Origin of the sequence: Enterobacter genomosp. S (genome assembly GCF_001631805.1) — a bacterium.
GTDB classification, from domain to species: Bacteria; Pseudomonadota; Gammaproteobacteria; order Enterobacterales; family Enterobacteriaceae; genus Enterobacter; species Enterobacter quasihormaechei.
Genome location: NZ_LVVA01000021.1, coordinates 183,630 through 196,920, shown reverse-complemented (window position 1 = coordinate 196,920; position 13,291 = coordinate 183,630). Strand labels below are relative to the sequence as shown.

The following is a 13,291-nucleotide window of genomic DNA, read 5'->3' as shown; positions in this document are numbered from 1 at the left end:
AGGGATCAGGCCAGCCAGCTGCGGATTCTGGCTTCGATACCGGCGGCGTCCAGGCCGATGTCGGCACGCGCCTCGTCCTGAGTGCCTTGCGGGATAAAGTGGTCCGGCAGGCCGAGGTTCAGCACCGGAACCAATTTACGGTTCGCCATCAGTACCTCGTTAACGCCGCTGCCCGCACCGCCCATGATGGCGTTCTCTTCCAGCGTGACCAGCACGTCATGGCTTTCCGCCATGCTCAGAATCAGAGATTCATCGAGCGGCTTCACAAAGCGCATATCCACCAGCGTCGCGTTCAGGGTTTCAGCGACTTTTGCTGCTTCCGGCATCAGCGTACCAAAGTTCAGGATCGCCACTTTTTCGCCGCGACGTTTCACCAGACCTTTACCAATGTCCAGCTTTTCCAGCGGCTGAAGTTCAACGCCAAGGGCATTGCCGCGCGGATAACGTACCGCGCAGGGGCCGTCCTGATAGTGGTAGCCGGTATACAGCATCTGACGACACTCGTTTTCGTCGCTTGGCGTCATGATGACCATGTCAGGGATGCAGCGCAGGAAGGAGAGATCAAACGCCCCCTGGTGCGTCTGGCCGTCGGCCCCCACGATGCCCGCGCGGTCGATAGCAAACAGCACCGGCAGCTTCTGGATGGCAACGTCATGGATCACCTGATCGTAGGCGCGTTGCAGGAAGGTGGAGTAAATCGCCACCACCGGCTTGTAGCCGCCAATCGCCAGCCCTGCCGCGAAGGTAACCGCGTGCTGCTCGGCGATGGCGACGTCGAAATACTGGTCCGGGTATTTTTTGGAGAACTCGACCATACCGGAGCCTTCACGCATGGCAGGCGTGACCGCCATCAGCTTGTTATCTTTTGCCGCCGTTTCGCACAGCCAGTCGCCAAAGATTTTTGAGTAGCTCGGCATTCCGCCGCTGCTTTTCGGCAGGCAGCCGCTGGTATGGTCAAATTTAGGCACCGCGTGGAAGGTGATCGGATCTTTTTCCGCCGGTTCGTAGCCACGCCCTTTTTTGGTCATGATGTGCAGGAACTGCGGGCCTTTCAGGTCGCGCATGTTTTTAAGCGTCGTCACCAGACCCAGCACATCGTGCCCGTCCACCGGGCCGATATAGTTAAAGCCCAGCTCTTCGAACAGCGTGCCCGGCACAACCATGCCTTTGATGTGTTCTTCGGTACGCTTGAGCAGCTCTTTAATCGGCGGCACGCCGGAGAAAACTTTTTTCCCGCCTTCCCGCAGGGAGGAGTAAAGCTTGCCGGAAAGCAGCTGCGCCAGATGGTTATTCAGCGCGCCGACGTTTTCGGAGATCGACATTTCGTTATCGTTGAGGATAACCAGCATGTCCGGCTTGATATCGCCCGCGTGGTTCATGGCTTCAAAAGCCATCCCGGCGGTGATCGCCCCGTCGCCAATGACGCAGACGGTACGGCGCTGCTTATTCTCTTTTTCGGCGGCAACGGCAATCCCGATGCCCGCGGAAATGGAGGTGGAGGAGTGGCCGACGCTTAACACGTCAAACTCGCTCTCGCCGCGCCACGGGAACGGATGCAGGCCACCCTTCTGGCGAATGGTGCCAATTTGATCGCGACGTCCGGTCAGAATTTTGTGCGGATAGGCCTGGTGGCCCACATCCCAGATCAGCTGATCAAACGGCGTGTTATAGACGTAATGCAACGCCACGGTCAGCTCAACCGTGCCAAGCCCGGAGGCGAAGTGGCCGCTGGAGCGGCTAACGCTGTCGAGCAGGTAGCGACGCAGCTCGTCACACAGCTTCGGCAGACTCTCTTTCGGCAACAGACGTAACTCCTGAGTGGAGTCAACTAACGCCAGTGTCGGGTATTTGGCAATATCAAAACTCATCAAAGGCTCATCGAGATATATAGTTTATTTATCACGCTGGATTATGTAGTCCGCTAGCGCTTCCAGTGCCGAGGTATCCAGCGATTGCGCGGCCAGCTCATTCAGCGACCGGCGGGCATCGTCTATCAGATCCCGGGCTTTACGTTGGGCATGCTCAAGGCCCAGCAGGGCGGGGTAGGTACTTTTGCCAAGCTGCTGATCCGCACCCTGACGTTTTCCCAATGTCGCAGTATCGCCCACCACATCCAGAATGTCATCCTGAACCTGGAATGCCAGACCGATACTTTCTGCGTATCTGTCCAGAATCGGCAGGGCTTTGCGCCCGCGTTCACCCGCGCTCAGCGCGCCCAGGCGAACGGCTGCCCGAATCAGTGCGCCCGTTTTGTGACGGTGGATGCGCTCCAGTTGTTCCAGCGTCACCTGACGACCTTCAGCTTCTAAATCCAGCGCCTGGCCGCCGCACATGCCGGCGACGCCGCTGGCCATCGCCAGCTCGGACACCATCGCCAGACGATCGCGATCGCTTACCTCAACCATCGGCGCATCGCTCAGGATTGAAAACGCCAGGGTTTGCAGAGCATCACCCGCCAGAATGGCATTCGCTTCGCCGAACTTAATGTGGCAGGTTGGCTGACCGCGGCGCAGATCGTCATCGTCCATCGCTGGCAAATCGTCGTGGATCAGCGAATAGGCGTGAATGCACTCCACGGCGGCTGCCGGGGCGTCCAGCGTGTTATCGTTGATGCCAAACATGTTGCCCGTGGCATACACGAGAAACGGACGCAGGCGTTTACCTCCTAAGAGTGCGCCATAGTGCATGGCTTCAACCAGTGGAGTGTTCTGAAAAGGCTGCGGCGCAATAAAACGGCGCAGGGCGTCGTTGGCGCGAACGACGCGCGCCTGAAGCGCGTTGGAAAAATCCATTTACTCGGCGTCCGGTGTGAATGGCGTGGTTTTAGCGTCTTCGCTGTCGGAAAGCAGGATCTGCACACGCTGCTCGGCCTGCTGGAGCTTTACCTGCCCCTGGCGCGCAAGCTGCACACCGCGCTCAAATTCGTTGAGGGCGTCTTCCAGCGGTAAATCGCCGCTCTCGAGGCGGGTAACAATCTGCTCAAGCTCACTCAGCGCAGTTTCAAAACTGGCCGGTGCGTCGTTCTTCTTCGGCATAGTGAATTAACTCTTATATTCTTCGCCCCAACATGGTAACGGACTCGGGGCAATTATCAAATAACGCGAGTGGCGCGATGGTGGTATACTTGCGCGCCTGGATGCAGCCACGGGTGTGGGCTGCTGTATCATTTTCCACTACAAGCCTTTATAAGCTTGCCTAAGAAACATTGCCGCCATGAAGTTTATCATTAAATTGTTCCCTGAAATCACCATCAAAAGCCAATCTGTGCGTTTGCGCTTTATTAAAATTCTCACCGGGAACATTCGTAACGTTTTAAAAAACTACGACGAAACGCTCGCCGTGGTGCGTCACTGGGACCACGTCGAAGTCCGCGCGAAAGACGAAAGCAAACGTCTTGATATTCGCGATGCGCTGACCCGTATTCCTGGTATCCATCATATTCTGGAAGTGGAAGACGTTCCGTTCAGCGATATGCACGATATCTTCGAAAAGGCGCTGGTACAGTACCGCGACCAGATCGAAGGCAAAACCTTCTGCGTACGCGTGAAGCGTCGCGGTAAACACGAGTTCAGCTCGATTGAAGTCGAGCGCTACGTTGGCGGCGGTCTGAACCAGCACGTTGAGACGGCGCGCGTTCGCCTGACTAACCCGGACGTCACCGTTAACCTTGAGATTGAGAACGATCGTCTGCTGCTTGTTAAGGGCCGTTATGAAGGTATTGGTGGTTTCCCGATCGGCACGCAGGAAGATGTGCTGTCGCTGATCTCTGGCGGCTTCGACTCCGGCGTCTCCAGCTACATGCTGATGCGTCGCGGCTGCCGCGTGCATTACTGCTTCTTCAACCTGGGCGGCGCGGCGCATGAAATTGGCGTCCGTCAGGTGGCGCATTACCTGTGGAACCGCTTCGGCAGTTCCCACCGCGTGCGTTTTGTGGCGATCAACTTTGAGCCAGTAGTGGGCGAAATCCTTGAAAAAGTGGATGACGGCCAGATGGGCGTGATCCTCAAACGTATGATGGTACGCGCGGCATCCAAAGTGGCCGAGCGCTACGGCGTGCAGGCGCTGGTCACCGGCGAAGCGCTGGGCCAGGTCTCCAGCCAGACGCTGACCAACCTGCGTCTTATCGACAACGTATCAGATACGCTGATCCTGCGTCCGCTGATCTCTCACGATAAAGAGCACATCATCGATCTGGCGCGCAAGATCGGTACTGAAGATTTTGCCCGTACCATGCCGGAATATTGCGGCGTGATCTCAAAAAGCCCAACCATCAAGGCGGTGAAGGCGAAGATCGAAGCGGAAGAAGAGAACTTCGATTTCAGCATCCTGGAAAAAGTGGTGGCGGAAGCATCCAACATTGATATTCGCGAGATTGCCCAGCAGACCGAGCAGGACGTGGTTGAGGTGGAAACCGTCAGCGGCTTCGGCGCTAACGATGCCATTCTGGATATCCGCTCGATTGACGAGCAGGATGACAAGCCGTTGCAGGTGGAGGGCGTGGACGTGGTTTCTCTGCCGTTCTACAAGCTGAGCACCAAATTTGGCGATCTCGACCAGAGCAAAACGTATCTGCTGTGGTGTGAGCGCGGGGTGATGAGCCGTTTACAGGCGCTGTACCTGCGCGAGCAGGGCTTCGCGAACGTGAAGGTGTATCGCCCGTAGCCTATTGCCCGGTGGTGCTTCGCTTATCGGGCCTACTGTACCGTGCACTTGTAGGCCGGGTAAGGCGTAGCCGCCACCCGGCTTTTTTTACTCGTAGTAATTATAAATCCCCGCCGCCATCACCAGCGATGACGCCACTTCGTACGCTTTCTCGCGCCCGACCAGCAGGTCAATAATCTTTAAGCCAAAATCAATGGCGGTGCCCGGCCCCTGGCTGGTGAGCAGGTTAACGCGCGGATCCCAGACTACACGCTTATCCACCCACTGCTCTTCCGGAATGGTGTCCTTAAGGCCGGGGAAGCCGGTCATATTGCCGATGGGGAAGATGTCGTGTGGAACCAGCACCGTGCCTGCGGCAGCACAGATTGCCGCGACGATACGCCCGGAAAGATGAAACTGACGAACGGTTTCAACCAGCAGCGGGCTGTCGCGGAAACACTCCGCGCCTTTTAAGCCACCCGGCAGGACAATAATGTCGTAATCGCCGTCCGCCACCTGTACAAGCGGTGCATCCGCCAGGATCTTCACCCCACGGGAACAGACGATCGTCAGATCGCCGTCGCTGGCGACGCTGGCGGTGGTGACCTTGATACCGCCGCGCACCATTAAATCAATGGTGGTGACCGCTTCTGTCTCTTCGCTACCAGGGGCGAGGCATACCAGTGCCGATGCGCTCATACTCACTCTCCTTTCGTTTTACTGACTCAAACAGACGGCTGTTTTCGGCAACGGTAATGCCGTGTGCCCGGGCGCGTTTTAACAGATAACCGGTAATGTAATCAATTTCGGTATGCCGCATCGCCCGGACATCCTGCAACATTGAAGAGATATTTTCTGCCGTACTCTCAATGACCTGGTCGACATAATAACGTAAATCGGTTTCTGAGGTGTGGTAGCCTTCGCGCTCAATCACGGCGGCAACTTCCCGGCAAATTAGCGCCACCTGATCCGAATGCTGACGCAGTTCACCGTTAGGGCAGTCCAGCAGGGCGGTCAGGGGGTTGATCGCGCAGTTGACCGCCAGCTTGCGCCACAGTTCCGCACGAATGTTATTGTGCCAGGCGACGTCAGGCAGCGTGCATTGCAACGTATCGGCAAGATAGCTGTAATCGCCGGGCTGCTCACGCGCAGGACCGATATGGGTGATACCGCTGGCAACGTGGATAATGACGCTACCGTCGCGACGTGCCGCGTGGGTGGTTGTTCCTATTAGTAGCGGTTGCCGGACAGCTTTTAGCTCTTCAATGGTACCCATGCCGTTGTGGATCAGCAGGATTGGCGTGCTTTCAGGTAACTGGGCGGCCAGGCTTTTCACCGCATCGGAGACCTGCCAGGCCTTCAGCGTGACCAGCAGCAGATCGCTGGTGGCGAGAAATTCCGGATCGTTTGCCGTCAAAGACTCGTTAAAAATTGAACCGTCGGTACCCATCACGTTCACACTGCAATAGGGCTGAGGAATGCGCAGCCAGCCCTGTACCTCGTGTCCCTGTTTGCATAGCGCTGTAAGCCAGAGTTGGCCAAGGGCTCCGCATCCAAGCACTGTTACTTTCATTGTTCCTCCTCACCTGCAACGGTGCCAGGTGCTGTGACGCTAAGTATAGCGGCATCAGCTAAGCTTCTCGTTATGCCTCGTTGCGGGTATTATGCAACGCAACAAAAATGAAGGGAGAAGAAAAGATGCCATCTTTCGATATTGTTTCTGAAGTTGATTTGCAGGAAGCGCGTAACGGCGTAGATAATGCTGTCCGTGAGGTTGAGTCACGTTTCGATTTTCGTGGCGTTGAGGCAACGATTGAACTGAACGACGCGAACAAGACGATCAAAGTCCTGAGCGAGTCTGATTTCCAGGTCAATCAGCTGCTGGATATCCTGCGCGCCAAGCTGCTCAAGCGCGGCATCGAAGGGACCTCACTGGATGTGCCGGAAGATTTCGTTCACAGCGGCAAAACCTGGTTTGTGGAAGCGAAGCTGAAGCAGGGCATTGAAAGCGCCGTGCAGAAGAAAATCGTGAAGCTGATTAAAGACAGCAAGCTGAAGGTGCAGGCGCAGATTCAGGGTGAAGAAATTCGCGTAACCGGAAAATCTCGCGACGATCTCCAGTCCGTCATGGCGCTGGTGCGCGGCGGCGATTTGGGGCAACCGTTCCAGTTTAAAAACTTCCGCGATTAAGACAATAATGCCCGGCTAAACCGGGCATTTTTTCAGGCCTTCAGCGCCTGCTCCACCTCAAAGCGGTTCGTCACTTTGCTGTCAATTTTGACATACGCACTGCGCTCTTCCGGGACAATCAGCACTTCGCTCACGCCTTCTGTCGCTTCCAGCCGCTGTTTTAATGCATCACCTATTGTCACCTCATCAGGAATTTCTACCCGCAGGCTACTCACATAGCGCGGCTCTTTCATGGTGCTGGACACAAACAGCCAGAGCATCGCCAGCAGCGCACCGGCGAGGAAAACGGTCTGGGAATCAAAAAGACCGTCTACCCAGCCTCCAAGCGAGCCGCCGATCGCCACCCCGAGGAACTGGCTGGTAGAGTAAATGCCCATCGCGGTGCCTTTGTATCCTGCCGGAGACTCTTTGCTGATAAGCGAGGGCAGCAGGGCTTCCATCAGATTAAACGCCAGGAAGAACAGCTGCACGCCTGCGATCAGCTCCCAGAAGTGAGGGCCGGCGCCCCACAGCACAATCTCGGCAATCAGCAGTAACGCCACGCAGCCCACGAAGACGCGTTTCATTTTGCGCTTCACTTCGGCGTAGATGATGAACGGCACGACAGAGACAAACGAAATCAGCATCGTGACCAGATAAATTTTCCAGTGCTCTGCCGCCGGGAAACCTGCTGCGGCAAGCTGGCCGGGCAGGGCGACGAAGGTGGACATCAGCAGAATATGCAGGCACATAATGCCGAAGTTAAGCTTAAGCAGACGCGGCTCGGCGATGACTTTGCTAAAGCAGCCTTTAACCATCCCGGATTCACGGTTGAGGACATGATTTTTACTGTCTGGCACGACCCACAGCGTGAGTGCGATCCCAATGGTCGCCAGCACCGCAATCATCCAGAACAGGGCGTGCAGGCCGAGCGCATGCGTGATAATCGGCCCAAGCACCATGGCAATGGCAAAAGTGACGCCGAAGCTGACGCCAATAAACGCCATGGCTTTGGTACGGTTTTGCTCGCGGGTTAAATCTGACAGCAGCGCCATCACGGCAGCAGCAATGGCACCGGACCCTTGCAGGGCGCGGCCAAGTATAATGCCCCAGATGGAGTGGGAGAGGGCGGCGATGACGCTGCCCAGGATAAATACCAGCAGACCGCCGACAATCAGCGGTTTGCGACCCACACGGTCAGAGAGCAGGCCAAAGGGGATCTGGAATATTGCCTGCGCCAGGCCGTAGATACCAATCGCCAGACCAATCAGCGCTTCGCTGGCACCCTGTAACGCCATGCCATACGTGGTCAGAACGGGCAGGACCATAAACATGCCAAGCATCCGCAGCGAGAAAACAGTCCCTAAACCCCAGGTCGCACGCAGCTCGCCTGGCGTCATTTTATAATCGTTCATTACCACCTCAGTTCAAAAGCAGGCCATAGTGTAGTGCGGGGAAGGGGCGGGGTAAATAAAGGCTTATTTAACAAATATTACATGCGTGATTAATGGATTTGGTGAATAAAAAAGGGTGCCGAAGCACCCTTTTCATCATCACATAAACTTACCAGACGTAAGTCAGCAGGTTTTGCGAGTCCGGCACCATGAAGTCTACGGACATCATCACGGACAGGGAGGTGATGGCGACAATCGAGAACACAAACAGCTTGCGTGCCCAGACTTTGTCGTCTTCCACCTTGTAGCCGCGCAGGGCCATGCCGAGCCACCAGACGCTCACCGCGGCCGCTACCACCAGATATTTATATCCGGCGTAACCGCCCAGAGAGAGCATCAGCGTTGCCACGGCAAAGGCGATGATATACAGCGTGATGTGGTTCTTGGCAACCGAGATACCTTTCACGACCGGCAGAACCGGAATGTTCGCCGCCTGATAATCCTTGAAGCGGAAAATCGCGATGGCGTAGGAGTGCGGCATCTGCCACAGGCTAAAGATAGCCAGCAGGATGAGCGCACCGCTGTCGAACTCGTTCGTGACGGCGCAGTAACCAATCACCGGCGGCGCAGCGCCGGAGAGAGAACCAATCAGCGTGCCGTAGACGGAGTGACGTTTCATATACAGGCTGTAGACGCCCACATACACCACGAACCCCATCACCCCCAGCCAGCAGGCCAGTGGGTTAGCACCAAACCACAGCAGCATAAAGCCAGCAATACCCAGCAAGGTGGCGTACACCAGCGAGACGGAAGGGGCAATCAGGCCTTTAACCAGCACCCGATTTTTGGTCCTTTCCATCTTCTTGTCGATATCCATGTCGATGTAGTTGTTAAATACACAACCGGACGCAACCACCAGTGACACACCGACCAGCGTGTAAATAAAGAGGGTGTAATCAATGCTGCCTTTAGAGGCCAGCAGGAACCCTCCGATTACGGAGATCAGGTTGCCAAAGATGATGCCTGGTTTCGTGACTTGCAGGTATTGCTTAAACATACTCGCCGCTCTTAGTGAACCATCATGTTGTAGTTAAGGTTCCACATAATCCAGATGGAACCGACTACCAGGATAGCGATGATAATCACGGTAAAGATAAAGGCCGTCATGTTCCAGCCTTCATCGGACTTGGTGTTCATGTGCAGGAAGCAAACCAGATGCACCAGAATCTGAATCACTGCGGTCACCAGGATTGCTCCCAGGATCACCGGCTTGGATGCAGAACCGTTCATCACCATCCAGAACGGGATCACCGTCAGGATGATCGACAGGATGAAACCTGTCATGTAGGTTTTTACGCTGCCGTGGGAAGCGCCATGATCGTTAGAATGACTCATTACATCGCCCCCATCAGATAGACAACAGAGAACACACAGATCCATACCACGTCAAGGAAGTGCCAGAACAGGCTCAGGCACATAATACGGGTACGGTTAGTACTGGTCAGGCCGCGACGGGAGATCTGGAACATCAGAACCGCCATCCAGATCAGGCCCGAGGTCACGTGCAGACCGTGGGTGCCGACCAGCGCGAAGAACGCCGACAGGAAGCCGCTGCGATCCGGACCGAAACCTTCCGCAATCAGGTGATGGAATTCATAGATTTCCATCCCGATAAAGCCAGCACCAAACAGCCAGGTCAACGCCAGCCAGGAGACAACCTGGCTCTTGTTGTTCTTGTACATGGCGATAGCCGCCATGCCGTAGGTGATGGAGCTGAATAACAGCAGTGCGGTTTCAACCAGAACGAACGGCAGCTCAAAGATGTCCTTACCGGTCGGGCCGCCCGCTGTGCCGTTCACCAGAACGGCATAGGTTGCGAACAGACAGCAGAACAGGATGCAGTCGCTCATCAGGTAGATCCAGAAACCGAAAACTTTATTCGGTCCTGCATCATGGTGCGCATGCTCATGCGCGTGGGCAGTTGAGTGCGCCAGAGTATCAGTTGCCATTTTTCAGCCCCGCTTTAGAAATCTCGTCAAAATGCTGATTTTCCAGCTTTTCAACTTCACGGACTGGTACGTAGTAGTCCACGTCCTCGTCAAAGCTCTTCACAATCCAGCTGATTACGATGCCAGCGAAGCCAACAATCGCCATCCACCAGATGTGCCAGATCATTGCGAAACCAAATACCGTCGCGAAAGCGGCAATCACAATGCCCGCAGCGCTGTTTTTCGGCATGTGGATCTCTTCGTAATGCTCAGGCTGCTTGTACGCTTCACCTTTTTCTTTCATTTCCCAGAATGCGTCGCGTTCATGGATCTGCGGCACAACGGCGAAGTTATAGAAAGGCGGTGGAGAAGAGGTTGCCCACTCCAGCGTACGGCCGCCCCACGGGTCACCGGTCAGGTCACGGTTCTGGTCGCGGTCGCGAATAGAAACGTAGAACTGAATCAGCTGAGATGCGATACCGCAGGCAATCAGAACCGCACCGCCCGCTGCAACCATCAGCATTGGGTGGAACTGCGGGTCAATCTGCTGGCTCAGGCGACGGGTCATACCCATGAAGCCCAGCACGTACAGCGGCATAAATGCCACGAAGAAGCCGATGATCCAGAACCAGAACGCGCGTTTACCCCAGGTTTCGTTCAGCGTGAAGCCAAACGCTTTAGGCCACCAGTAGGTCACACCTGCGAAGCAGCCGAAGACGACGCCGCCGATGATAACGTTATGGAAGTGCGCAATCAGGAACAGGCTGTTGTGCAGAACAAAGTCAGCGCCCGGTACCGCCAGCAGTACGCCGGTCATCCCGCCTACGGAGAAGGTCACGATGAAGCCGATAGTCCACAGCATGGCTGAATGGAACTGGATACGGCCCTGGTACATAGTGAACAGCCAGTTGAAGATCTTAACCCCGGTTGGGATCGCGATAATCATGGTGGTAATACCGAAGAAGGCGTTTACGTTCGCGCCCGCACCCATGGTGAAGAAGTGGTGCAGCCAGACGATGAACGACAGAACGGTAATACATACGGTTGCCCACACCAGCGAGGTGTAACCAAACAGACGTTTACGCGAGAAGGTTGCCGCGATTTCGGAGAACACACCGAACACAGGCAGAACCAGAATGTACACTTCCGGGTGACCCCAGGCCCAAATCAGGTTGATGTACATCATCATGTTGCCACCCATATCATTCGTGAAGAAATGGGTGCCCAGATAGCGATCCAGGGTCAGCAGCGCGATGGTGACGGTCAGAATTGGGAACGACGCGATAATCAGTACGTTGGCGCACAGAGATGCCCAGGTAAATACTGGCATCTTGAACATCGTCATACCTGGTGCACGCATCTTCAGGATGGTCACGAAGAAGTTAATACCGGTCAGGGTGGTACCGACACCGGAGAGCTGAAGCGCCCAAATCCAGTAGTCAACGCCGACGCCCGGACTGTACTCAATTCCCGAAAGCGGCGGATAAGCCAGCCAGCCGGTTTGAGCAAACTCGCCCACGCCCAGTGACAGGTTAACCAGGATAACGCCGACAACGGTGAACCAGAAGCTCAGGTTGTTCAGGAACGGGAACGCAACGTCGCGCGCGCCAATTTGCAGCGGAACGACAACGTTCATCAGACCGATAACCAGCGGCATCGCCACGAAGAAGATCATGATAACGCCGTGGGCGGTAAAGATCTGATCGTAGTGGTGCGGTGGCAGGAAGCCTGCTTCACCCGCAGACGCAAGCGCCTGCTGGCTACGCATCATGATTGCATCCGCAAAGCCACGAATTAACATGACGATACCGACGATGCAGTACATGATACCGAGTTTTTTGTGGTCAACCGAAGTCAGCCACTCATTCCACAGGTAGCTCCACTTACCGAAGTAAGTGATCAGGCCAACTAAGGCCGCGCCACCAATGATAATTGCAGCCACCGTAACCATGATAATCGGTTCATGGTAGGGCACTGCATCCAGTGTCAATTTTCCGAACATTTTCTTCCTCGGCCCCTTAGTGAGCGGTTTCCGCGTGGCTCATGTCCATGCCTTCCATACCCTGGTGCGTGTTGTGCTCGCCTTCAGGCTGGGTCATGTCCATGCTCATGCCGTGATCCATAAATTTGCCAATAACATCTTTGAACAGATTCGGTTTCACGTTAGAGAAGTACTCCACCTTGTTATATTCGCTAGGTGCAGCCACTTTTTCGAACGCCGCCATGTCAGACATGGTGTTGGTAGACTGCTTCGCTTTTGCAACCCACTGGTCGAAAGTCGCGCGGTCTGGCGTAGCGATAGCTTTGAACTTCATACCCGAGAAGCCCGGGCCACTATAGCTGGCGGAGATACCGTCGTAGGTGCCTGCTTCATTCGCGATCAGGTGCAGGTTAGTCTGCATACCGGCCATCGCGTAAATCTGGCTGCCCAGACGTGGGATGAAGAAGGAGTTCATTACGGAGTTGGAGGTCACTTTGAACTGAACCGGAGTGTTCGCCGGGAAGGCGATTTCATTCACGGTAGCAATGCCCTGCTCTGGATAGATGAAGAACCATTTCCAGTCCATGGAGACCACTTCAATGGTAATGGGTTTTTCATCGTGAACCAGCGGCTTGCTTGGCTCAAGTGCGTGAGTGGTTTTCCAGGTCAGCACGGCAAGGAACAGGATGATCAGAATAGGTACCGTCCAGACCACAGCTTCCACTTTATTGGAGTGTGACCAGTTAGGGCTATACTTCGCATCTTTATTGCTCGCACGATACTTCCAGGCGAAACCAACAGCCATCAAGATGGCAGGAATAACCACAATCAACATCAGGCCAAAAGCCGTCAGTATCAATGAACGTTGTTCCAGTCCAATCTGTCCTTTGGGGTCTAGTAGTGCAGAATCACAGCCACTGAGTAATACAGTGCCTGCGAATAATGACAACCATCCCAAACTTTTATTGTATTTCCTGAGTCTCATTTAACGACCTCAATTCCACGGGAGTCTGGTGGCGTTTAAAGTGTGGGGGCATTTTACGGGAAGGTTACATTACTGTAAACATCATTAGCCCTGTGTCAGGAAGGTGTTACCGGGTTCTGCCGCACATGTCACA

13 protein-coding genes are annotated in these 13,291 nt (G+C 55.1%); 2 read left to right on the top strand and 11 right to left on the bottom strand.

Annotation, left to right across the window (positions count from 1 at the left end):
- Positions 1-5 precede the first annotated feature (5 nt).
- Genes dxs through xseB form a run of 3 tightly spaced genes read right to left on the bottom strand, consistent with a single transcriptional unit; the run spans position 6 to position 3,035 of the window.
- Positions 6-1,868, bottom strand: coding sequence for a 1-deoxy-D-xylulose-5-phosphate synthase (gene dxs, locus A3466_RS17840; protein WP_063451703.1), 1,863 nt, complete (start codon positions 1,866-1,868; stop codon positions 6-8).
- Positions 1,869-1,892: 24 nt separating this feature from the next.
- Positions 1,893-2,792, bottom strand: coding sequence for a (2E,6E)-farnesyl diphosphate synthase (ispA, locus tag A3466_RS17835; RefSeq protein ID WP_063451702.1), 900 nt, complete (start codon positions 2,790-2,792; stop codon positions 1,893-1,895).
- Complete coding sequence (xseB, locus tag A3466_RS17830) at positions 2,793-3,035, bottom strand: exodeoxyribonuclease VII small subunit (protein ID WP_003859094.1); 243 nt, start codon at positions 3,033-3,035, stop codon at positions 2,793-2,795.
- A gap of 178 nt (positions 3,036-3,213) precedes the next feature.
- Between xseB and thiI the strand changes: the two genes are divergently transcribed.
- Positions 3,214-4,662, top strand: a complete 1,449-nt coding sequence (thiI, locus tag A3466_RS17825; protein WP_063451701.1) for a tRNA uracil 4-sulfurtransferase ThiI — start codon at positions 3,214-3,216, stop codon at positions 4,660-4,662.
- Positions 4,663-4,749: 87 nt separating this feature from the next.
- Here thiI and yajL read toward each other — a convergent pair whose 3' ends face one another.
- Positions 4,750-5,340 (bottom strand): protein deglycase YajL, encoded by a 591-nt coding sequence (gene yajL / locus A3466_RS17820; RefSeq protein WP_063451700.1) that lies wholly within the window; start codon positions 5,338-5,340, stop codon positions 4,750-4,752.
- Positions 5,303-6,214 (bottom strand): 2-dehydropantoate 2-reductase, encoded by a 912-nt coding sequence (gene panE, locus A3466_RS17815; protein WP_063451699.1) that lies wholly within the window; start codon positions 6,212-6,214, stop codon positions 5,303-5,305. Before panE ends, yajL begins: the two co-directional genes overlap by 38 nt.
- Positions 6,215-6,339: 125 nt before the next feature.
- Here panE and A3466_RS17810 point away from each other — a divergent pair, with 125 nt between their 5' ends.
- On the top strand, positions 6,340-6,831 hold the full coding sequence (locus A3466_RS17810) for a YajQ family cyclic di-GMP-binding protein (protein ID WP_063451798.1): 492 nt from the start codon (positions 6,340-6,342) through the stop codon (positions 6,829-6,831).
- A 32-nt stretch (positions 6,832-6,863) separates the two neighbouring features.
- Here A3466_RS17810 and A3466_RS17805 read toward each other — a convergent pair whose 3' ends face one another.
- From A3466_RS17805 to cyoA, 6 genes are all read right to left on the bottom strand, one after another.
- The gene (locus tag A3466_RS17805) at positions 6,864-8,225 is read right to left on the bottom strand and encodes an MFS transporter (RefSeq protein ID WP_063451698.1); all 1,362 of its coding nucleotides are present in this window, start codon (positions 8,223-8,225) and stop codon (positions 6,864-6,866) included.
- Positions 8,226-8,373: 148 nt separating this feature from the next.
- Positions 8,374-9,261: a heme o synthase gene (cyoE, locus tag A3466_RS17800; protein WP_003859062.1), complete on the bottom strand. Its 888-nt coding sequence runs from the start codon at positions 9,259-9,261 to the stop codon at positions 8,374-8,376.
- A gap of 11 nt (positions 9,262-9,272) precedes the next feature.
- Positions 9,273-9,599, bottom strand: a complete 327-nt coding sequence (locus A3466_RS17795) for a cytochrome o ubiquinol oxidase subunit IV (protein WP_006809888.1) — start codon at positions 9,597-9,599, stop codon at positions 9,273-9,275.
- Positions 9,599-10,213, bottom strand: coding sequence for a cytochrome o ubiquinol oxidase subunit III (locus tag A3466_RS17790; protein WP_063451697.1), 615 nt, complete (start codon positions 10,211-10,213; stop codon positions 9,599-9,601). Before A3466_RS17790 ends, A3466_RS17795 begins: the two co-directional genes overlap by 1 nt.
- A complete protein-coding gene (cyoB, locus tag A3466_RS17785; RefSeq protein WP_063451696.1) occupies positions 10,203-12,194 on the bottom strand; it encodes a cytochrome o ubiquinol oxidase subunit I in 1,992 nt (663 codons plus the stop codon). Before cyoB ends, A3466_RS17790 begins: the two co-directional genes overlap by 11 nt.
- 16 nt (positions 12,195-12,210) lie before the next feature.
- On the bottom strand, positions 12,211-13,158 hold the full coding sequence (gene cyoA / locus A3466_RS17780) for a cytochrome o ubiquinol oxidase subunit II (protein ID WP_003859054.1): 948 nt from the start codon (positions 13,156-13,158) through the stop codon (positions 12,211-12,213).
- Between the last annotated feature and the right edge of the window lie 133 nt (positions 13,159-13,291).